This window comes from Nonomuraea jiangxiensis (genome assembly GCF_900099965.1).
GTDB lineage: Bacteria > Actinomycetota > Actinomycetes > Streptosporangiales > Streptosporangiaceae > Nonomuraea > Nonomuraea jiangxiensis.
In genome coordinates, this window is record NZ_FNDJ01000002.1 from 536,697 (window position 1) to 556,393 (window position 19,697).

Consider the following 19,697-nt stretch of genomic DNA (forward strand, 5'->3'; position numbering starts at 1 on the left):
GGCGCGGGGATGCCCCTTCGACAGCCCACAGAAGAGGAGGCGCGGGTGCGCTCCGGAGACCGGCTCGTGGTCGGGATCGTACGGCGTGGCGGCCCCTGGCCCGTCGTGCTGGCGGTCACGGCGGTCGCGGGCGCGGCCGGTGAGCTGGCCATCCCGTACGTGATCGGCCGTACCGTGGACCTTCTCGTCGCGCGCCAGCCCGGCGGCGGCACCTGGCTGCTCGTCTGCGCAGGCGTCGTCGCGGGCGTCATGGTGTGCGAGAGCCTCGGCGTCTGGGCCCGCGGCGCGAGCAGCGCCCACGCGGCCGCCACGCTGCGGCTCGGCGTCCTGCGGCACGTGCTCGGTGCCGGACACGCGGCCACCCGGCGTTTCCCCGAGGGCGAGCTCGTCACCCGGGCCGGGCTGAACGCCGAGGAGACAGGCCGGGCCCCCGAGACCTTGATGAGCGCGCTCGCCCTGCTGGTGCCGACCGTGGGCGCGCTGGTCGCGCTCACCCTCATCGCGCCCCTGCTGACGCTGACGCTCGGCCTGGGCATCGTGGTCATCCTGCTCGCCCTGCGCGCCTTCCTGCGCGCCTCGACCGTGATCGCGGGCGGATACCAGGAGGTCCAGGGGGAGATCGCGGCCCGGCTCGTGGAGGCCATGGACGGCGCCCGGACCATCGCCGCCGCCGGAACCGCCGCCCAAGAGGCGCGCCGGGTGCTGGCGCCGCTGCCCCGGCTGCGGGCGCGCGGCATGGAGCTGTGGCGCGCGAACGCCACCGCCGCCGTGCGGTCCGGCCTGGTCGTGCCGCTGCTGGAGGTGGTGGTGCTGATCGTGGGCGGGTTCATGCTCGCCGCCGGCGACCTCACGGTAGGCGAACTGTACGCCGCCGCCCGCTACGCCGTCCTGGGCACGGCGCTCAGCACGTCCCTGGGCCACCTCGGCGGCCTGGCCAGGGCGCGGGGCGCCGCCGCCCGGGTCGCGGAGGTGCTCGCCCTGCCATCCGTCCCGCACGGCACCCGCACGCTCCCGGCGGGGCCGGGGACCGTCGAGTTCCGCGACGTGACGGCGAACGGCCTGACCGTCGGCGACCTGACCCTCCCCGGCGGCTCGGTGACCGCCGTGGTGGGACGGTCCGGGTCGGGCAAGTCCCTGCTGGCCGCGCTGGCGGGCCGGCTGACCGACCCCGAACGCGGGACCGTCCTGCTCGACGGGGTCCCGCTGCGGGAGCTGTCCCGCGCGGAGCTGCGCCGGGCCGTCGGGTACGCCTTCGAACGCCCGGTACTGCTCGGCGACACCCTGGCCGAGGCCATCGGCCGGGCCCCCGCGACCGGCCCCCGCGACGCCTCCTCCCGTGAACCCGCGGTGGTCCCGGCCGGGACGGCGCACTCCGTGGTCGAGGCCGCCAGGGCCGCGTGTGCCGACGTCTTCGTCCGGCGGCTGCCCCTCGGGTACGGCACGCCGCTGCGGGAGGCGCCCATGTCGGGCGGTGAGCGGCAGCGGATCGGGCTGGCCAGGGCGTTCGCCCAGGGAGAGCGGCTGCTGGTGCTGGACGACGCCACCTCCAGCCTGGACACCGTCACGGAGCGCCAGGTCAGCCAGGCCCTCACCGCGGACCACCTCGGCCGCACCCGGCTGATCGCGGCCCACCGCCTGGCCACCGCCGCCCGCGCCGACCAGGTGGTCTGGCTGGAGGACGGCAAGGTGCGCGCCCACGGCCCGCACGACGCGCTGTGGCGGGACCCGGCCTACCGGGCGGTCTTCCAGGGAGCGGCGCCATGAGACCACCCCGCCCAGAACCGCCCGACCACACGTCACCGGGTCACACGCCACCCCCTCAGGCACCGGCCCGCCGGGCGCCGTGGTGGCGGGGCCGGGGTGTGGAGCGGCGGGAGGTCGGGTTCTGGCGGGCGTTGTGGCGGGAGCCGGGACAGGTCGTCAGGATCATGCTCTGGTCCGTGCTGGAGGCGGCCCCCGCGTTCCTGGTCGGGCACGCGGTCGCGCGGGCCATAGAGGACGGGTTCGCCCGGGCCGAGCCGCTGGTCGGGATGGCGTGGCTGGCGGCGCTCGGCGTGACGTGGACGGCCGCCGCCGTGGCGGCGCGGCAGGTGGTGCTGGGCGTGGCGGCGGTGGCCGAGCCGTTTCGGGACGACCTGCTGGCCCACGTCGTGGAGGGGGCGCTGCGCCGGGACACGCGCGGTGACAGCGCAGCCGTGGCCCGGGCGGGCCTGCAGGTCGAGCTGGCCAGGGACGCCTTCGCGGCCGTGGTCACCACTGTGCGCGGATTCGTGTTCACGGTGGTCGGCGTGGCGCTGGGGCTGCTGACCCTGGCCCCGCAGGCGGTCGTGCTGGTGCTGCCGCCGTTCGTCGCCGGGCTGGGGCTGTTCCTGGCGTCTCTGCCCGCCCTGGCACGGCGGCAGCGGGCGTTCCTGCTGGCCGACGAGAGCCTGGCCGAGGCGATGACGGACATGGCGGGCGGCCTGCGCGACATCGAGGCGTGCGGTCTCCAGGAAGGCGTGGCGGGCCGCCTGCGGCGGGAGGTCGGCGAGCAGGCGGGGGCCGCCCGCGCGCTCGCCCGGGTGACCGCCGTCCGCACCGCCGCCCTCGCCGTGGGCGGCTGGCTGCCGGTGGTGCTGCTGCTGGCCGGGGCCCCGTGGCTGCTGGGCGGCGGCGCCGGGCCGGGCGTGATCGTGGGCGCGCTCGCGTACGTCACCCAGTCCCTGGCCCCCGCGCTCGGCGGCCTGGTGGAGGGACTCGGGGTCAGCGGCGTGCGCCTGGCCGTCACCCTGCGGCGCATCACCACCGCCGTCCCGGCCGCCGGGCCGCCCCGCGACAGGGCCCGGCCGCCCACCGCCGACGTGCGGCTCGACGCCGTCACCTTCGCGTACGGACCGCACTCCGCCCCCGTCGTCGACCGCCTCGACCTCACCGTGCCCGAGGGCGACCACCTGGCGGTCGTGGGCCCGAGCGGCGCGGGCAAGTCCACACTGGCCGCGCTCATCAGCGGCACGCTCCGCCCAGGGAGCGGCCAGGCCCTGGTCGGCGGCGTCCCCGCCGACCGGATCGACCCCGCCGCCCGGGTGCTGATCCCGCAGGAGGCCTACGTCTTCCGCGGCACCCTCCTGGAGAACCTCGCCTACCTCCGCCCCGCCGCGAGCCCCGCGGAGCTGGACGCCGCCGTCGCGGCCGTCGGCGCCACCGATCTGGTGGCCGAGCTCGGCGGATACGGGGCCACGCTCGACCCGGCGGCCCTGTCGGCCGGGCAGCGGCAGCTCATCGCGCTCGTGCGCGCCCACCTCACCACCGCCCCGCTGATCATCCTGGACGAGGCCACCTGCCACCTGGACCCGGCCGCCGAGGCGCGGGCCGAGGAGGCCTTCGCGCGACGCGGCGGCACGCTCGTCGTGGTCGCCCACCGCCTCACCTCCGCCCTGCGCGCCCGCCGCATCCTGCTCATGGACGGCGCCCAGGTCACCGTCGGTACCCATGACGAGCTGGTCAGGACCTCGCCCCTGTACGCGGACCTGGCCGGCCACTGGCACCCGGAGCCCGTGTCATGAAATTTCCATACGAATACCCGCCCGCCGAACGCCTCCCCCTCACCGACCGCATCTACGGGTACGAGATCCCCGACCCGTACCGCTGGCTGGAGGACCCGGCCGACCCCCGTACCCTGTCCTGGCTGGCCGCGCAGGACCGGTTGTGGCAGGCCGCCGCCGACCGGCTGCCGCTGCGCGCCCGGTTCCAGGCCCGGCTCGCGGAGCTGGGAGACACCGGCCTGGTCACCCCGCCCGTGTGGCGCGGCGAGCGGCGGTTCCACCTGCGACAGCACGCCTCCCAGGAACACCCCGTCCTCTACTGCGACGACCGCCCGGTGCTGGACCCGATGGTCCTCGACCCCACCGGTCTCACCACGCTGGACGACTGGCAGCCCGACCTGGAGGGCCGCCGCCTGGCGTACCAGATCTCCCGCCGCGGCGACGAGCGGGCTTCCCTCTACGTGTGCGACGTCGACACCGGCGCCGTCATCGACGGGCCCGTGGAGGGCTGCCGTTACTCGGCGGTCGCCTGGCTGCCGGGTGGCACGGCGTTCTACTACGTGCGCTTCCACGACGGCGTGCACCTGCACCGGATCGGCGCCCCCGACGTCCCGGTGTTCACCCAGGGCAAGGTCTCGTACGGTGTCCAGATCAGCGCCGACGGCCGCTGGCTGACGATCTCCGCGGGCACGCCGTCGGGCAACTCGCTCTGGCTGGCCGACCTGGCCGGCCGCGATCCGGCCCGGCCGGAGCTCCGCCCCGTACAGGAGGGGTCGCATGCCCGCACGGCGGGCGCGGTGGCCGGCGACGGCCGCCTCTACCTGCTGACGGACCGGGACGCCCCGCGGCGCAGGCTCTGCGTCGCCGACCCGGCCCGGCCCACCGCCTGGCGGGAGCTGATCCCGCAGGATCCGCAGGCGGTGCTCGGCGCGTTCACGTTGCTCGACGGCGACCGGCTGCTCGTGTCCAGGACCCGGCACGCGGTCGGCGAGCTCGCGGTGCACCACGCCCGTACGGGAGAACGGCTGGCCGGCGTGCCGCTCCCCGGCAGCGGCTCGATCGCCTCGCTCACCTCGCGCCCGGACGGCGGCAGCGAGGTGTGGTTCGCCTACACCGACGCCGTCACCCCCGCCGAGATCTGGCGCTACGACGCCCGCACCGGCGCCACCACCCTCTGGTCGGCCGCGCCCGGCCGGGCCCGGCTGCCCGAGGTGCGCAGCCACCACATCGAGTACGCCTCCGCCGACGGCACCCGCGTCCGCATGGTCGTCGTCGCGCGCCCGTCGCAGGGCCACCCCCGCCCGGCCATCCTCAGCGGGTACGGCGGCTTCGGCATCCCCCTCATGCCCGGCTACGCGGCCGACTCGCTGGCCTGGGTCGAGGCGGGCGGCGTGCTGGCCATCGCCAACCTCAGGGGTGGCGGCGAGGAGGGCGAGTCCTGGCACCGGGACGGCATGCTCGACCGCAAGCAGAACGTGTTCGACGACTTCGTGGCGGCGGCCGAACGGCTGGTCGCCGACGGGTGGACGACACCGGGGCAGCTCGGCATCTGGGGCGAGTCGAACGGCGGGCTGCTCGTCGGCGCGGCCCTCACCCAGCGGCCGGACCTGTTCGCGGCGGCCGTGTGCTCGGCGGGCCTGCTCGACATGACCCGCTACCACCGCAGCGGCCTCGGCGCCACCTGGACCGGCGAGTACGGCGACCCCGACGACCCCGAGCAGCTCGGCTGGCTGCTCGGCTATTCGCCCTACCACCACGTCAGGAAGGTCGCCGACCACCCGGCGACGCTGTTCACGGTCTCGGCCGCCGACACCCGGGTGGATCCGCTGCACGCCCGCAAGATGTGCGCGGCGCTGCAGTGGGCGGCCGGGGGAGACCGGCCGGTCCTGCTCAGGAACGAGCCGGACGTGGGGCACGGCGCGCGCTCGGTCAGCCGGTCGGTCGGCCTGGCGGCCGACGTCCTGGCCTTCCTGGCCGCCCATACCGGCCTGGACGCCCGGACGTAGGCGATCGGGCCGGGCGGCTCAGAGGGCGACGCCGAAGACCGTGCGCTTGTTCTTGAACTCGGTGACGCTCCACAACTTCCCGCCCTGCACGGTCAGGTCCTCGGGCCCGATCGGGAACGGCCTGGTCCGCGACTCCTCGCCGCTGTGCACCACCAGCTTGCCGTTGGTGGTGCTGGAGGGGCCCGCCTGGCTCAGATACCAGGTGTCCCCCTGCGAGAGCGCCCCCTGGATCTTGGGGCGCCCCATCGTGAAGGCGTCCGCGGGCTCGCCCCCGGCCAGGTCCAGCGGCCAGCGGCCGACCCAGCCCAGCGGGTCGCCCTCCCGGTATTCGCCGGTGATCAGCAGGGGCGTGTCGCCGGTGCGGTCGAGCCCCACGAACGAGAACCGCGGCCCCGCCGCCGCCACCTGCCAGTGGTCGGTCTGCGGGATGATGTAGCGGTAGCCGAAGGCGTGGAACTTGCCGCCGTGCCGGCCCACCCGCTCGGGGTCGCCAAGGTCGTTCTGCGCGGTGCGCAGGTCGAGCAGGTTGCCGAGGTCGAAGACGCGCAGGCCGCGGACGGTGTCGGCGACGTAGAGCAGGTCGCCGAAGCACGCGATGCCGCCCGCGTGGATGTCGATCGGCCCGTAGCCGCCGTCCGGCCGGGCGGCGACCAGCAACGCGTGCCGATATCTCAGCGTCCGCGGGCTGAGAAAGGTGATCCTGATCCCCCGCTCACCGGCGGCCGGCTTGAAGTACCAGCTCACCATGAACACCGGCACCCCGATGGAGCCGGAGTCCTCACTGCCGGTCAGCCCCTGCGGATACCAGTCGGTGGTCTCCTGGTCGCCGTCGTCGAACGCGTACCACTCGGCGGGGCGGGGGCTCATCGAGCCGAGCGCGGCCGTGGCACCCCTGCGTACGGCGGTCCTGTTGGCCTGGGCCACCACGGCCTCGACGGCCGTGCTGCCGATCTCCTCCGCCAGCTTGGCCGCGGCTTCCGGCAGATCGCCCGTCTCCCGCCGGAGCGCGAAACGGGCCTTGTCGATGGGTGCCATCCCCGGTTCCGCCATTTTCCCCTCGCTTTTCCGTCCCTTTACCTAGTCTGACGGATCTGCGACGGCGGAGGTTGGCGAAAGGTTCCCCCGATCACTCCCACAGATGTACGGGCGTGCCGGACAACGCCAGCTCGCGATAGCGCCGCACCAGCCGCTCCCGGTCGCCGCCGAAGCGCTCCAGCGCCTCGCGCTGCCACGCCGACCCGGTCCGGCGCGTCCGGGTCCGCTGCGCGATCACCCCCAGCGCGCGGTCGGCGTCGCTGGGCGTCACCCCGGCGGCCAGCAGCCCCTCCCGCGCCTCGGGCAGAAGGCTCAGCACCAGCTCGGCGGCCACGAACTCACCCTCCCGCCCCGGCCACGACAACTTCGCATCCAGCCCGTCCCTGGCCGCGCGGTAGAAGTTCTGGTACGCCTGCGCGAACCGGTAGCCCGTCAGATCCCGCTCACCCTGCGACAACGTCAGCCCGAGCAGGAACGCCGTGTTCGCCGCCATGTCCACGCACGAGGGCCCGGCGGGCAGCGCCCGCATCTCGATACGCAGGTGCCCGCCGTCGGCCGGGTCGTAGACGGGCCGGTTCCACTGCCAGACCGTGCCCTGGTGCAGCCGCAGCTCGGGCACCTCGTGCCGCTCAGCGTCCTCGGACAGGTTGGGCACCACGGGGTCGTAGTCCCGTACGTACCGCTCGAACAGCTCGTACGCGCCCTCCCGCACCCAGTCCGAGCCGAACGCCACCCGCCCCTCCCTGCGGTAGCGCCGCTCGATGTCCCGGTCGTCGACGGCCTCCTCCATCAACGCGATGCGCGTCTCCTCCCACAACCGCCGGCCCAGGAAGAACGGAGAGTTGCCGCACGTGGCCAGCACCGGCCCGATGGCGATCTGGGCGGCGTTGAACAGCCGGGCGAAGCGCTCGGGCGGCGTGCGGATGTGCACCTGCCAGGAGGTGTTGGCGCTCTCCAGGATCACGTCCTCCACGGCCAGCTCCAGGTCCTCGATCTTGACCAGGAAAGGTTCCAGCCGCAGCCGCCTGATGCCCCTGCTCATGGCCCGGTAGCGGTTCTGGTCGGTCATCGCGCCCAGCGTGAAGTCCTCGGCGTCGAGCGTCGGCAGGATGCCGATGGGCAGCGCGCCCCCGCCCTCGACCGCCGCGTCCACCTTGGTGATCGCCTCCTGGACCTCGCCGCTCAGCACCTCGAAGGGCCGGCCCGCCAGCGGGATGGGAGTGAGGTTCACCTCGATGTTGAAGCGTCCCAGCTCCAGCACGACCCGGGGATCGTCGAGGGCGTCGCGCACCTGGCTGTTGCGCGGCAGCGGCCGGCCCCGCTCGTCGACCAGGAACAGCTCCAGCTCCGCCCCGATCGTCGTGGCGCCCTGACCGAAGCCGGGGGCGTCGAGCAGCTCACGGAGCACGGCGAGCTGCTCCTGGATGCGCTCTCCGAAGTGGAGATATTCCGCCTCGGTAAATCGCTCCTTATCCAGATCTCTTCCCATCCCCCCCTTCTGTCCTATTTGCTAGTTTCGACACCTCACCAGGGAAGGACGCCGGCATCCTGGAGGTAAGCCCCGCTGGGACCGTCCGCGTCCAGGGTCGCCAGCCGTACGGCGATGGCCGCGCCCTGCTCCGCGGTACGGAACCCGGAGTGAGCGTTGAGGTCGGTGGCGCAGTATCCGGGGTTGGCGGCGTTCACCTTGATCGGGGTGTCCTCCAGCTCGCGGGCGTAGCTGACGGTCACCATGTTGAGCGCGCTCTTGGAGGAGTTGTAGGCGATGAAGTTCGCGTCGGCGAAGGGGCTGTCCGGGGCCGTCGCCATGGTCAGCGAGCCCAGCTCGCTCGACATGTTCACGATCCGCCCGGCCGGCGACCTGCGCAGCAGCGGCAGCATGGCGTTGGTCACGGTGACGACGCCGAACACGTTCGTCTCGTAGACCTCCCGGAGCGCCCGCGCCGGGGTGCCGCTGGGCACGACCTGTGCCAGGTCGCCGGCGATCCCGGCGTTGTTGACCAGGATGTCGAGCGTGCCGTACTCGCGCTCGATCCACTTCGCGGCGGCCGCCACGCTGTCCTCGTCGGTCACGTCGATCCGCACGTACGGTTGCCCCAGCCGCTCGGCGGCGGCCCGCCCGCGCTCCTCGTCGCGCGCCCCCACGATCGCGGTGACGCCCTGCCGGGCCAGCAGGCGCGCGATCTCGTAGCCGATTCCCTTGTTGGCCCCCGTGATGAGAGCGATCTTCGTCATGTCCTCCACGTTCGCGCCACGGGGCGGGGGACGGGAGAGACGCGCGAAGGCTGGTATCGGCGGTACCACCCACCCCCGCCCGCGATCGCCGAGTATGGACGTATGAACCGCGACGAACTCGCCGATTTCCTGCGCAACAGGCGCGCCCGCGTGACCCCGGCGGCGGTCGGCCTGCCGGCCGGCGAGCGCCGCCGCACGCCCGGCCTGCGCAGACAGGAGGTCGCGCAGCTCGCGGGCATGTCGATCGACTACTACATCCGGCTGGAGCAGGGCCGCGGCCCGCACCCGTCGAGGCAGGTCCTCAACGCGCTGTCCCGGGCGCTCATGATGAGCCAGGACGAGCGCGCCCACCTGTTCCACCTGGCGGGCCAGGCGCTGGAGACGTCCAGGATCAGGGAGGACGTGCCGGACAGCCTGCTGCACCTGCTGGCCTTCCTGGAGGACGTGCCCGCCTACGTCCTCGACGCCAGGTACGACATCCGCGCCTGGAACCCGGTGGCCAACCTCCTCATGCACGACCTCGACAGCCAGCCGCCCGACCAGCGCAACGTCATCCGCTGGGTCTTCATGTCGCCCGAGATCGCCGAGCACCTCGATGACGAGGAGAAGGGCCGCTTCGCCCGCGCCTCGGTCGCCGACCTGCGTGCCGCCCAGGGCCGCTACCCCGACGACGCGCCCCTGCAGGCGCTGGTCGCCGAGATGCTCGCGCTCAGCCCGCAGTTCGCCGAGCTGTGGGCCCGGCACGAGGTCGAGGTCCGCAGGCAGCAGCGCAAGCGCGTGCACCATCCGCTGGTCGGCGTGATCGACGCGATCTGCCAGGTCATGCCGGTGCCCGACCGTGACGATCTCCGCCTCGTCCTCTACACGACCGAACCCGGTTCTCCCTCACACCAGCGCTTGCGCGAGCTGCGGCAATTGACCCTAAGCTCATGAGATGCGAGCGGTAGCGTTTGACATATTCGGTGGCGAGCTCGACGTGCGCGAGTTGCCCGATCCCACACCCGCCAGGCACGGCGCGGTGATCAGGGTCGAGGCGACGGGGCTGTGCCGGTCCGACTGGCATGGCTGGCAGGGGCACGATCCGGACATCGCGGTCCTGCCCCACGTTCCCGGGCACGAGCTGGCCGGAGTGGTGGAGTCGGTCGGCTCCGACGTGCGCGACTGGCTGCCCGGCGCGCGCGTGACCGTGCCGTTCATCTGCGCCTGCGGCTCCTGCCCGTCCTGCGCCACCGGCGAGCAGCAGGTGTGCGAGCGGCAGACCCAGCCGGGCTTCACCCACTGGGGCTCCTTCGCCGAATACGTGGCCATCGACCACGCCGACGTCAACCTCATCGCGATCCCCGAGGACATGGCCTACGCCACCGCGGCCGGGCTCGGCTGCCGGTTCGCGACCGCGTTCCGGGCCGTGTCGCAGGTGGGCGAGGTGCGTCCCGGCGAGTGGGTGGCGGTGCACGGCTGCGGCGGCGTGGGCCTGTCGGCCGTGATGATCGCCACGGCGGCCGGCGCCAGGGTGGTCGCGGTGGACATCAGCAGCGACGCGCTGGCCCTGGCCGAGCTGGCGGGGGCCACACACTTCGTCAACGGCTCGGCCGGTGACGCCGCGGCCCAGGTCAGGGAGCTGACCAGGGGCGGCGCGCACGTGTCGATCGACGCGCTGGGCAGTCCCGTGACGTGCGCCGCCGCCATCGAGAGCCTGCGCCGCCGGGGCCGCCACGTCCAGGTGGGGCTGCTGCCCGGTGGGCCCACGCCGGTGCCGATGGACCGGGTGATCGGCCACGAGCTGCGGCTGCTCGGCAGCCACGGCATGGCCGCGCACGCCTACCCGCCGATGCTGGAGATGATCAGAGCCGGGATCCTGCACCCCGACCAGCTCGTCACCCGCACGATCGGGCTGGCCGACGCCGGCAAGGCGCTGGCCTCGATCGGCTCGGTGCCGGGTGTCACGATGATCACTCCTCGATCTCCAATCGGGATGTCCTGAGCATCAGCGCTTGGCCTTGATGTTCCACTGGGAAAGTGGCCGCACTCGGGGATCCATGGCCGTTAGCATTCCCGAATTAGGGCGATCGCTTGTTAGCAGGGGTGTGCCGTGGGGAAATGATTGACCGTCAAACGCAATGACTTTCCACAATGGGGTCAATAGGTCAGGATAAAGGGGCCCCAGCCGTCAGAAGCCTGTCGACCGCAAGGAACGCGCCGGTGATTCGAACGTTGCTCGCTGAGGACATGCACCTGGTACGTGGGGCGCTAGTGGCGCTGCTGGCCTACGAGGAGGACATCGAGGTCGTGGCCGAGGTCGAGAGAGGCGACCGCATTCTGGCCGCGGCGAATGCCTGCCGCCCCGACGTCGCCGTGATCGACATCGCCTTACCCGGCAAGGACGGGCTCGCCGCCGCCGGGGAGCTGCACGAGAAGATGCCTGACTGCGGGGTGCTCATCCTGACCGGCGTGGGCACGCCGGGGCTGCTCAAACGGGCGCTTGAGGTGCACGTGCGGGGCTTCATGGCCAAGGACGCGCCGCCGGGGCGGCTGGCCGACGGGATCCGCAGGGTGGCCGAGGGGGAGCGGGTCATCGACTCGGAGCTGGCCATCGCCGCGATGCGGCCGACGGAGACGCCGCTGACGCAGCGGGAGCTGGACGTGATCGGGGCCGCGGCGGCCGGGGCGTCCATCGGGGAGATCGCCGCCTCCCTCTACCTCGCCGAGGGGACCGTACGGAACTACCTGTGCCGGACCACGGCCAAGCTGGGGGCGCGGAGCCGGATCGACGCCATCCGCATCGCCAGGGAGTCCGGCTGGATCTGATCCCGTGCCGCCGTGCCGCCCGCCACCGGACGCCCCGGGTGGCCCGGACGCCCCGGGTGGCCCGGACGCCCCGGGTGGCCCGGGCGGCCCGGGCGGCCCGGCACCGGGTGGCGGCTTGGGTGGTCCGGCGTCGGGTGGCGGTCAGTCTTCCAGGTGCGCGAGCAGCGCCTCGCGGTAGTGGCGGTCGAAGTCGTCGTACCTGGCCCGCAGCGCGGCGCCCGGCCAGTCCGCGGGCAGCAGCTCCGGGGGCAGCAGCGGGTCGGCCAGCAGGTGGCGCAGCACGGCGGCCGACACCAGGAAACCCTCGGCCAGGCCGTCCGCGCCGTCGAGCGCCCGCCGCAGCCGCCGCGCCTCGGCCGCCCACCCGTCGAGGTCCCACAGCAGGGGAGTGAGGTCGCCGTGCGGGCGGCCGTCGATCAGCGTGCACTGGCCGGTGACGATCTCCGGCCACGCCGGCACCAGGTTGGCCGGGCGCAACCAGGTGCCCTCGCGCAGCTCGGCCAGGCGCAGCGCGGTCATGGCGTGCCTGAGAGCGGCCCGGTCGGCGGGCGCGCGCCGCTCGGCGGTGACCACGGCCACCTCCCAGGTGCCGTCCCACGGCCTGGTGTGCGGGTCGCGGCTCTCGTCCTGCCGGGCCTGGCGCTCGATCAGCCGCTCCGACAGCGTGTAGCGGCCGCCGGACTGCACCAGGTCACCCGCGGCCACCATGCGCGACAGGGCCACCCGGACCGTGCCCTCGGCGATGCCGAACACCGCCCCGATGCGCACCAGATGGCGGGCCGGCAGGTAGGGCGGGTGGCTGCCCAGCAACGCGCTCAGCACGGCCGATCGGGCGCTGAGGCTGTTACGCTCTTCCATCACGTGTTGAGTATATGTAACACTCGCGAGTATGGGGCGCTATCTCACCGAACCCTTCGACCACAGCGACCGTTACGCCACCGAGCGCTACCAGGGCGCGACCGGGCGCAACTGGTGGCGCTGCGACCCGACGTTGCGGCTGCTCATGCGGCACCACCTCGGCGCGGGATTCGCCTGGGCGGAGCCGCGTCTCGACCGGCTCGGCTCGCTGATGGGCGGGCTCGTCGCCGAATGCGCGGAGGAGACCGACCGTAACCCGCCACGGCTGGAGAAATACGACAAGTGGGGCAGGGACGTCAGTGAGGTCGTCATGCCGCCGTCGTTCCAGGCCGCCCGGCGGGCGCTCATGGAGGACAACTTCACCGCGCCCTCCTTCGCGGAGGAAGCCCGCGCCCACGGGGCGGATCCGGCCGCGCTCTCCGCCGCCTGGACGTACCTGCTCGACCAGGCCGACATCGGGATGGGCTGCGCGCTCGGCACGGGCGGGGACATGGTGGTGTCCCTGGCCGAGAAATACGCGCCGCCGGACGTACGCGAACGGGTGCGGGAGATCTTCGCCAACGGCTTCTACTCCGGCGAGGCCGCTCAGATGTTCACCGAGCGGACCGGCGGCTCCGACCTGGCCGCGCTGGAGGCCACGGCGACGCCGGACGGGGAGGCGTGGTCGCTGTCGGGGTTCAAGTGGTTCGCGTCCAACGCCAACGGGGCGGCGTTCGTGGTGCTGGCCCGGCTTCCCGAGGGGGCGGTGGCGCCGTTCCTCGTGTTGTGGGAGCGGCGGGACGGCTCACGCAACGGCGTACGGATCAGGCGGCTCAAGGACAAGCTCGGCACCCGGTCCGTCGCGTCGGCCGAGGTCGAGTTCGCCGAGGCGGAGGCGTTCCTGCTGGCCGGGGAGGGGGCGGGCTCGGGCTCGGGCCTCGGGACGATGATGCGCCTCACCAACGCCTCCCGGCTCGGCGTGGCCATGATGGGCGTCGGCGTGGCCCGGCGGGCGCTGGTCGAGTCGGTCTGCTACGCGAGGGCGCGCGAGGCGTTCGGCCGGCCGCTCATCGAGCAGCCGCTGATGCGCCGCAAGCTGAGCGAGCTGATCGTCGAGGTGGAGGCCGCGCAGGCAATGGTGTTCGACGGCCTGGTGGGGCCCCGGCTGCGGCTCGCGCCCGCGCTGATCAAGCTGCGCGCGGCCCGGCTCGGCGTCACGGCCGCCAGCGACGCGATCGAGGTGCACGGCGGCAACGGCTACATCGAGCAGTGGCCCGTGGCCCGGCTGCTGCGGGACGCCCAGGTCAACCCGATCTGGGAGGGCGGCGACAACATCCTCTGCCTCGACGTGCGCCGGGCCATGGTGCGTGAGAGCGCCCACGAGCCCTTCCTCGCCCGGCTGGCCGCCGCCGTCGATCAGGCCCCACCCGGCGACTCCGGCACGGCGGACCTGGTCCGGGCCCGGATCGACGACCTCCGCAAGGCCATCACCACCTGGTCCGGCCTCGACCCCCACCTGGCCGAGGCCCGGCTGTTCCCGCTGGCCGTCTACATGGGAGAGGTGTACGCGGCGGCGCTGCTGCTGGAGCAGGCGGGCTGGGCGGACGACGAATCGGGCACCGACCGCAAGGCCCTGGTCGCCCGCCTCTACGCCGACGCCCACCTCACCGACCACGGCCCGCTGCGCGGCCTCGACCGCCCGGCCGAGGACCTGGACCGCTTCGACGACCTCCTCACCGGCGCCGTCCAACTCTGACCCCGGCCACCGGCCATCAGCCGCCGACCAGGGCCGGGCTCGACGCCGGGTGGGCGGTGAGGTCGGCGTCGGTGGGCCTGATCGGGCCGCGGGGGCGGCGTTGTGTTCGGAGGTCCGCCTCCTCGTGGCCGGGCCTCGGAGGGCTGTCACGTCGGCGGGGTGAACAGGAACGGCAGGGACGGGATGGTGGCCGCGCGGATGAGCCAGGTCCTCAGCTGGTCGAGGTCCGCGCAGGTGGTGATCCGGGCGCGGGTGTCGTCGGGGACGTCGAAGCCGCGGGCGGTCAGTACGAGCAGCACCGACCTGGCGGCTTCCTCGGCCCTTCCCGCTGCTCTGCCCCGGCTTTCGCCTTCTTTGAGCCCGCGGCCGTAGTGTTCGCGGGCGAAGGGGCTGTAGACGGGCCAGTCGGTGGACGTCATGTTCTCCTCCGTGAGACGCCGATCTCGGGCGGACGTGGTGCGATACACGGCCCGGCTCAGCCCGGCTCGTTGAACAGGTCTTCGAGGGCCCGGACGGTGGCCGCGCGGGTGAGCCAGGTCTCAAGCCGGGTGAGGTCCGTGCAGGTGGTGATCCGGGCGCGGGTGTCGTGGGGGACGTCGAAGCCGCGGGCGGTCAGTACGAGCAGCACCGACCTGGCGGCTTCCTCGGCTTTGCCCTCTGCTCTTCCTTCCGCTCGTCCTTCCGCTCTGCCCTTGGTCGTGCCTTCTTCGAGGCCACGGCCGTAGTGTTCGCGGGCGAAGGGGCTGTAGACCGGCCAGTCGGGGGACATCATGATCTCCTCCATCAGACGCCGGGTCGCGGGCGCGGACATGCCGTAGGCGTATTCGTAGTACTTGGGAGCGGATTCGTTTCGGGTGACCGCCAGGGCCGCGGCGAGCGCCTCGACGGCCTCGCGATGGTGGCCGTGGGCCATGACCGACATGGCCGACAGGTCCAGGCGGGCGGCGGCCTCCTGCGGGTCGGTGATGAGCGGGATGTCGTCCGGTCCCAGCACCCTCACCGGCAGGCGATAGCCGGTCAGCCCGGACTCGATCGGCTGCCCGTAGTGGGTGGCGGTCGCGTTGTGGGGACAGATGACCAGGACCGTGACATCGCACCGGATCGACAGCCAGAGCGCCGCGGCGCGGCGGGCGAGCCGCCGGCGGTCCTTCGACGAGTTGCCCTGCCGGGTCGCCACGATGATCCCGTGGGCGGGGTGATGTGGTGGGCCCATGGTGAACGCCAGCTCGGTGCCGAAGTCGCCGGAGGGCTCGCTGTCGTCGTGCCGCTGGAGTAGCAGAGTACCGGGTAGTTCCACGTCCATGAGGTCGCGCAGGATGTCCACGGCCAGTTGGGGGCGGTCGTCGAACATCCTTGAAAGGCTGTCCTGCGGGGGAGGCGACATGGCGCTCATTGTAATCATGCGGGCGCGGAACGTGATGACGGTTCGCGTGCTCAGGTCTGAGGTCGCGCCGCGTCGCGTCGTGGTCTGTGGTGCCGCGGGTTCGGGCTGGCCCGGGGGCTGGGGGAAGCGTACGCTCGGCTCGTTTCCCGAGGAGGGGCGCGGGACCGTATCTCCGAGGAGGGGCGCATGACCATACGTGTGGAGCGTGAGGGGCCTGTCGCCACCGTGGTGATCAGCAGGCCGGAGGCGCGTAACGCCGTCGATCGCAAGACCGCCGACGCGCTCGCGGACGCGTTCCGGGACTTCGAGCGGTCCGACGCCGCCGTGGCGGTGTTGTGGGGTGAGGGCGGCACGTTCTGTGCCGGTGCCGACCTCAAGGCGCTCGACAACCACGTCGGCGAGGAGGGCGACGGGCCGATGGGGCCGACCAGGATGCGCCTGACCAAGCCGGTCGTGGCCGCCGTCGCCGGGCATGCCGTGGCGGGCGGGCTGGAGCTCGCCCTCTGGTGCGACCTGCGGGTGGCCGAGGAGGGGGCGGTGTTCGGGGTGTTCAGCCGGCGGTGGGGGGTGCCGCTCGTCGACGGCGGCACCGTACGGCTGCCCCGGCTCATCGGGTCGTCGCGGGCCATGGACATGATCCTCACCGGGCGGCCGGTGGCGGCGCGGGAGGCGTACGAGTGGGGGCTGGTCAACCGGCTCGTCCCCACCGGCACCGCGCGGCAGCACGCCGAGGCGCTGGCCCGCCGGCTCGCCCGCTTCCCGCAGACCTGCCTGCGCGGGGACCGGCTGTCCCTGCTGGAGCAGGACGGGCTGGCGGAAGGGGAGGCGATGCGCAACGAGCTGCGGCACGGGCTCGTCTCGCTGCCGGAGGCCAGCGGGGGCGCCGCGAGGTTCGCGGGCGGCGCGGGCCGCCACGGTGACTTCGACCAGCCGTAGCCTGTGGGCGGGTGGTTCGTCGTGTTCCGGGGGCTGTCGGTGGGGCCGCGTATGGTGACCGTATGCCTGACATCGAGGTCGCCGGTCGTGAGGTGCGCATCACCAGTCCGGACAAGGTCGTCTTCCCGCGGTCCGGGCACACCAAGCTCGACCTGCTGCGGTTCTACCAGGCCGTTGGCGATGGGGCGCTGCGGGGCGTGCACGGGCGGCCGATGGTGCTCAAGCGGTTCGTGCACGGGATCGAGCAGGAGGCCTTCTTCCAGAAACGGGCCCCGGCCAAGCGGCCCGAGTGGATCGAGGTGGCCGAGCTGAAATACCGGTCGGGGCTGAGCGCGGAAGAGGTGGTGTGCACCGACCTGGCCCAGCTCCTGTGGGTGGTCAACCTGGGATGTGTCGACCTCAACCCGCACCCGGTGCGCTCCGACGACCTCTCCAGACCCGACGAGCTGCGCATCGACCTCGACCCGGTGCCGGGCGTGGAGTGGGCCGACGTGCTCAGGACGGCCCAGGTGGCCCGCGAGGTGCTGGCCGACCACGGGCTGGTGGCGTGGCCGAAGACGTCGGGCTCGCGCGGCTTCCACGTGTACGCCCGGATCGAGCGGCGCTGGCCGTTCGCCAAGGTCCGCAAGGCGGCCGAGACGGTGGCGAGGGAGGTCGAGCGGCGGGCTCCCGACCTGGCCACCAGCCGCTGGTGGAAGGAGGAGCGGCACGGGGTCTTCGTCGACTTCAATCAGAACGCCTACGACCGCACGGTGGCCTCAGCCTACTCCGTGCGCGCCGTGCAGGACGCCCGCGTGTCAACGCCGCTGACCTGGGACGAGGTGCCGGGTTGCCGGCCCGAGCGGTTCACCATCGACACCGTGCCCAAGCGGCTGGCCGAGATCGGCGACCCGTGGGAGGACATGGACCTGCACGCGGGCTCGCTCGACGGGCTGCTCGCGCTGGCCGAGGAGCTCGGGCCCGCGCCCAAGCCGCCCAAAGGCAGCGGGCGCAGGCAGCAGACCATGCCCGTCATCGAGATCGCCAGGGCGGAGCACAAGGACGAGGCGATGGCGGGGTTCGAGCGGTGGAAGGCCCGCCACCCGGCGGTCGCCGCCCGGCTGGAGCCCGCCGACGTGCTGGTGGACGGCATGCGGGGGCGCAGCAGCGTGTGGTATCGCATCCGCGTCAACCTGCAGCACGTCCCTGAGGAGGAGCGCCCGGCGCAGGAGCCGCTGGAGGTCGACTACGACCCCTGGCACGGGGCTTCCCCGGGCTGATGACCACCAGTGGCCCTTCGCGGGCTTGGCTGTGAGCGGCCGGCCACCTGTGCGGCACCTCGCCCCAGGGGATGAGCGGTGTGCGGCTGATCGGGTGCGTCGGATTCCGTTGTCGCGGCGGGCGGCCGGGCCCTGCGCCCGGGATCGCGGGGATCTCGGGGCGGGCGCCGGGTGGGGTGTCAGCGGCCTGAGATCAGGTTGGCCAGCCGGGCGTAGGGCGAGGTCGTGGTGCCGTGGTCGTTCTCGTGCCGGTCGGCGGTGCGGAACAGTGCGTAGATGAGCTGCACACCCGCCCACCGCAACGGCTCCGGCTCCCACTGGCGCACCTGGCGGCCCACCCAGGGCAGCCCGGTCAGCTCGGTCTCCCGCCGGAGCACCAGGTCGCGCAGGGTGCGCCCGGCCAGGTTCGTCGTCGTGACGCCGCTGCCCACGTAGCCGCCCGCCCAGCCGAGGCCCGTCGCGTGGTCCAGGTGGACCGTCGAGCACCAGTCACGCGGCACCCCCAGCACACCGCACCAGGCGTGCTGGATCCGCGCGTCCGCCGCCGCGGGGAACAGCTTGATCAGCATCCGCCACAGCAGCGCCACGGTCTGCGGCTGGGTGGCACCCCGGTTGTCGGTACGCGAGCCGAACCGGTAGGGCACCCCCCGCCCCCCGATCGCGATCCGGTCGTCGGCGGTCCGCTGCGCGTAGATGTAGGCGTGCGCCTCGTCCCCGAGCAGCTCGTTGCCTGGCCACCCGATGTGCTTCCACACCTCCGGCGGCAGCGGCTCAGTGACGATCATGGAGCTGTTCATCGGCAGCCACTGCCGGTGCTGCCCGGCCAGCGAGGCGGTGAAGCCCTCGGTGGCCCGGATGACGTAGTCCGCCGTGACCGCCCCGCGCGGGGTGAGCGCCGTGGCCTGAGCGCCGTCCCGCCGCGGCAGGATCTCGGTGACCGGCGTGTTCTCGAAGATGTCCACCCCCAGCCGGGCCACCGCGGCGGCCAGGCCGACCGCCAGCTTGGCGGGCTGGATGCGGGCGCAGTGCGGGGAGTAGGTGGCCGCCAGCGTCCCCGCCACCTGCACGCGTTCGCGCTGCTCGTCGCGGTCCAGCAGGCGCAGGTCCTCCTCCCCGTAACCCCAGGTACGCAGGTCCCGCAGCTCCTCGTGCAACCGCCGTCGCTGGGCCGGGTTCGTCGCGACGTGGATGAGGCCGCCCTTGTGGATGTCGGCGTCGATGCCCTCCTCCCGCGTCACCGAGACGACCTCGTCCACGGCACGGAACATCGCGTGCTGCAGATCGATCATCGCCTGGCGCCCACGCGCCTTGGCGTGCCGCCTGCGTGAACCCGCGAACTCGGCCGACAACCACCCGCCGTTGCGCCCCGAGGCGCCGAACCCGGCGAACTCCTTCTCCAGGATCGCTATGCGCAGCCCCGGATCGGCCTTCTTCAGGTAGTACGCGGTCCACAGGCCGGTGTAGCCACCGCCGACGATGGCCACGTCGTACGAACGCGGCCCCGGCAACGCGGCCCGCCGATCCGGCAGGCCGATCTGCCGATACCAGAAGGAGACCCCGCCGTTCGCGAAGTCCTTGGTCAGCGGGATGCCTCTCATATCAGTACAGCCTCCACATCGGGAAAGTCGGGCAGCAGGGCGGAGTCGATGACGACGGCCACGCCGGCGTGACGTCGTCGTCGTCATCGTCGCCGCGAATGTGGGCGAGGCTGTCGGCCTGCTCGCGTACCGGCAGTCTGGGCTCCGGCGCCATGAGATCAGCGGGGGTGGCTGGCGGGCCGGAGGCGCTGCGGGTGTCCGTCCTGGGCGTGCCCGCGGCGACGGGCTCCGCTTCGCGGGTGGTCGCGGGCAGCGGCGCATCCGCGGCCTCGGCCATGGTGGCCGGTCGCGTTGGCATGAGCGTTGGCATGATGTGCCACCCCCT

The 19,697-nt window shown here is 73.2% G+C and carries 17 protein-coding genes; 9 read left to right on the forward strand and 8 right to left on the reverse strand.

Going from position 1 to position 19,697, the window contains the following annotated elements; genetic code table 11:
- The first annotated feature begins 45 nt into the window (after positions 1-45).
- Genes BLS95_RS05710 through BLS95_RS05720 form a run of 3 tightly spaced genes read left to right on the forward strand, consistent with a single transcriptional unit; the run spans position 46 to position 5,527 of the window.
- On the forward strand, positions 46-1,764 hold the full coding sequence (locus BLS95_RS05710) for an ABC transporter ATP-binding protein (RefSeq protein WP_090929772.1): 1,719 nt from the start codon (positions 46-48) through the stop codon (positions 1,762-1,764).
- A complete protein-coding gene (locus BLS95_RS05715; RefSeq protein ID WP_090929773.1) occupies positions 1,761-3,542 on the forward strand; it encodes an ATP-binding cassette domain-containing protein in 1,782 nt (593 codons plus the stop codon). The genes BLS95_RS05710 and BLS95_RS05715 overlap by 4 nt, the downstream gene beginning before the upstream one ends.
- Positions 3,539-5,527: a prolyl oligopeptidase family serine peptidase gene (locus BLS95_RS05720; protein ID WP_090929774.1), complete on the forward strand. Its 1,989-nt coding sequence runs from the start codon at positions 3,539-3,541 to the stop codon at positions 5,525-5,527. The genes BLS95_RS05715 and BLS95_RS05720 overlap by 4 nt, the downstream gene beginning before the upstream one ends.
- An 18-nt stretch (positions 5,528-5,545) precedes the next feature.
- Here the strand turns inward: BLS95_RS05720 and BLS95_RS05725 are convergent, their stop codons facing one another.
- The 3 genes from BLS95_RS05725 to BLS95_RS05735 form a co-directional block, all read right to left on the reverse strand.
- Positions 5,546-6,562, reverse strand: coding sequence for a hypothetical protein (locus tag BLS95_RS05725; protein WP_143043594.1), 1,017 nt, complete (start codon positions 6,560-6,562; stop codon positions 5,546-5,548).
- A 91-nt stretch (positions 6,563-6,653) separates the two neighbouring features.
- The gene (locus BLS95_RS05730) at positions 6,654-8,051 is read right to left on the reverse strand and encodes a glutamate-cysteine ligase family protein (protein WP_090929776.1); all 1,398 of its coding nucleotides are present in this window, start codon (positions 8,049-8,051) and stop codon (positions 6,654-6,656) included.
- A 35-nt stretch (positions 8,052-8,086) separates the two neighbouring features.
- Positions 8,087-8,797, reverse strand: a complete 711-nt coding sequence (locus BLS95_RS05735; protein ID WP_090929777.1) for an SDR family oxidoreductase — start codon at positions 8,795-8,797, stop codon at positions 8,087-8,089.
- A 102-nt stretch (positions 8,798-8,899) separates the two neighbouring features.
- Here BLS95_RS05735 and BLS95_RS05740 point away from each other — a divergent pair, with 102 nt between their 5' ends.
- From BLS95_RS05740 to BLS95_RS05750, 3 genes are all read left to right on the forward strand, one after another.
- Positions 8,900-9,730, forward strand: a complete 831-nt coding sequence (locus BLS95_RS05740; RefSeq protein ID WP_090929778.1) for a helix-turn-helix transcriptional regulator — start codon at positions 8,900-8,902, stop codon at positions 9,728-9,730.
- 1 nt (position 9,731) lies between these two features.
- Positions 9,732-10,778, forward strand: coding sequence for a zinc-dependent alcohol dehydrogenase family protein (locus BLS95_RS05745; RefSeq protein WP_090929779.1), 1,047 nt, complete (start codon positions 9,732-9,734; stop codon positions 10,776-10,778).
- A gap of 218 nt (positions 10,779-10,996) precedes the next feature.
- Positions 10,997-11,602 (forward strand): response regulator transcription factor, encoded by a 606-nt coding sequence (locus BLS95_RS05750; protein WP_090929780.1) that lies wholly within the window; start codon positions 10,997-10,999, stop codon positions 11,600-11,602.
- Positions 11,603-11,743: 141 nt separating this feature from the next.
- On the opposite strand, the gene BLS95_RS05755 is transcribed toward BLS95_RS05750, so the two are convergent.
- Entirely contained in the window at positions 11,744-12,460 is a 717-nt protein-coding gene (locus BLS95_RS05755) for a PaaX family transcriptional regulator C-terminal domain-containing protein (RefSeq protein ID WP_090929781.1), read from the reverse strand.
- Positions 12,461-12,491: 31 nt separating this feature from the next.
- Here BLS95_RS05755 and BLS95_RS05760 point away from each other — a divergent pair, with 31 nt between their 5' ends.
- The gene (locus BLS95_RS05760) at positions 12,492-14,195 is read left to right on the forward strand and encodes an acyl-CoA dehydrogenase family protein (RefSeq protein WP_090929782.1); all 1,704 of its coding nucleotides are present in this window, start codon (positions 12,492-12,494) and stop codon (positions 14,193-14,195) included.
- A gap of 146 nt (positions 14,196-14,341) precedes the next feature.
- Here BLS95_RS05760 and BLS95_RS05765 read toward each other — a convergent pair whose 3' ends face one another.
- Complete coding sequence (locus BLS95_RS05765; RefSeq protein ID WP_090929783.1) at positions 14,342-14,614, reverse strand: hypothetical protein; 273 nt, start codon at positions 14,612-14,614, stop codon at positions 14,342-14,344.
- A 56-nt stretch (positions 14,615-14,670) separates the two neighbouring features.
- Positions 14,671-15,579, reverse strand: coding sequence for a hypothetical protein (locus BLS95_RS05770; RefSeq protein WP_245764861.1), 909 nt, complete (start codon positions 15,577-15,579; stop codon positions 14,671-14,673).
- 186 nt (positions 15,580-15,765) lie between these two features.
- On the opposite strand from BLS95_RS05770, the gene BLS95_RS05775 reads away from it, so the two are divergent.
- Positions 15,766-16,515, forward strand: coding sequence for a crotonase/enoyl-CoA hydratase family protein (locus BLS95_RS05775; RefSeq protein WP_090929784.1), 750 nt, complete (start codon positions 15,766-15,768; stop codon positions 16,513-16,515).
- A gap of 62 nt (positions 16,516-16,577) precedes the next feature.
- Positions 16,578-17,774: a non-homologous end-joining DNA ligase gene (gene ligD, locus BLS95_RS05780; RefSeq protein WP_090929785.1), complete on the forward strand. Its 1,197-nt coding sequence runs from the start codon at positions 16,578-16,580 to the stop codon at positions 17,772-17,774.
- A gap of 179 nt (positions 17,775-17,953) precedes the next feature.
- On the opposite strand, the gene BLS95_RS05785 is transcribed toward ligD, so the two are convergent.
- Together BLS95_RS05785 and BLS95_RS05790 are read right to left on the reverse strand one after the other, a co-directional pair.
- The gene (locus tag BLS95_RS05785; protein WP_090929786.1) at positions 17,954-19,372 is read right to left on the reverse strand and encodes an NAD(P)/FAD-dependent oxidoreductase; all 1,419 of its coding nucleotides are present in this window, start codon (positions 19,370-19,372) and stop codon (positions 17,954-17,956) included.
- Position 19,373: 1 nt separating this feature from the next.
- Positions 19,374-19,670 (reverse strand): hypothetical protein, encoded by a 297-nt coding sequence (locus BLS95_RS05790; protein WP_143043595.1) that lies wholly within the window; start codon positions 19,668-19,670, stop codon positions 19,374-19,376.
- Between the last annotated feature and the right edge of the window lie 27 nt (positions 19,671-19,697).

Bases quoted from the DNA above. Each gene is read 5' to 3' on its own strand.
- BLS95_RS05715 (WP_090929773.1), top strand. From the start codon at position 1,761: ATGAGACCACCCCGCCCAGAACCGCCCGACCACACGTCACCGGGTCAC.
- BLS95_RS05720 (WP_090929774.1), top strand. From the start codon at position 3,539: ATGAAATTTCCATACGAATACCCGCCCGCCGAACGCCTCCCCCTCACC.
- BLS95_RS05725 (WP_143043594.1), bottom strand. From the start codon at position 6,562: ATGGCACCCATCGACAAGGCCCGTTTCGCGCTCCGGCGGGAGACGGGC.
- BLS95_RS05730 (WP_090929776.1), bottom strand. From the start codon at position 8,051: ATGGGAAGAGATCTGGATAAGGAGCGATTTACCGAGGCGGAATATCTC.
- BLS95_RS05735 (WP_090929777.1), bottom strand. From the start codon at position 8,797: ATGACGAAGATCGCTCTCATCACGGGGGCCAACAAGGGAATCGGCTAC.
- BLS95_RS05740 (WP_090929778.1), top strand. From the start codon at position 8,900: ATGAACCGCGACGAACTCGCCGATTTCCTGCGCAACAGGCGCGCCCGC.
- BLS95_RS05745 (WP_090929779.1), top strand. From the start codon at position 9,732: ATGCGAGCGGTAGCGTTTGACATATTCGGTGGCGAGCTCGACGTGCGC.
- BLS95_RS05755 (WP_090929781.1), bottom strand. From the start codon at position 12,460: ATGGAAGAGCGTAACAGCCTCAGCGCCCGATCGGCCGTGCTGAGCGCG.
- BLS95_RS05760 (WP_090929782.1), top strand. From the start codon at position 12,492: ATGGGGCGCTATCTCACCGAACCCTTCGACCACAGCGACCGTTACGCC.
- BLS95_RS05765 (WP_090929783.1), bottom strand. From the start codon at position 14,614: ATGACGTCCACCGACTGGCCCGTCTACAGCCCCTTCGCCCGCGAACAC.
- BLS95_RS05770 (WP_245764861.1), bottom strand. From the start codon at position 15,579: ATGTCGCCTCCCCCGCAGGACAGCCTTTCAAGGATGTTCGACGACCGC.
- BLS95_RS05775 (WP_090929784.1), top strand. From the start codon at position 15,766: ATGACCATACGTGTGGAGCGTGAGGGGCCTGTCGCCACCGTGGTGATC.
- ligD (WP_090929785.1), top strand. From the start codon at position 16,578: ATGCCTGACATCGAGGTCGCCGGTCGTGAGGTGCGCATCACCAGTCCG.
- BLS95_RS05785 (WP_090929786.1), bottom strand. From the start codon at position 19,372: ATGAGAGGCATCCCGCTGACCAAGGACTTCGCGAACGGCGGGGTCTCC.
- BLS95_RS05790 (WP_143043595.1), bottom strand. From the start codon at position 19,670: ATGCCAACGCGACCGGCCACCATGGCCGAGGCCGCGGATGCGCCGCTG.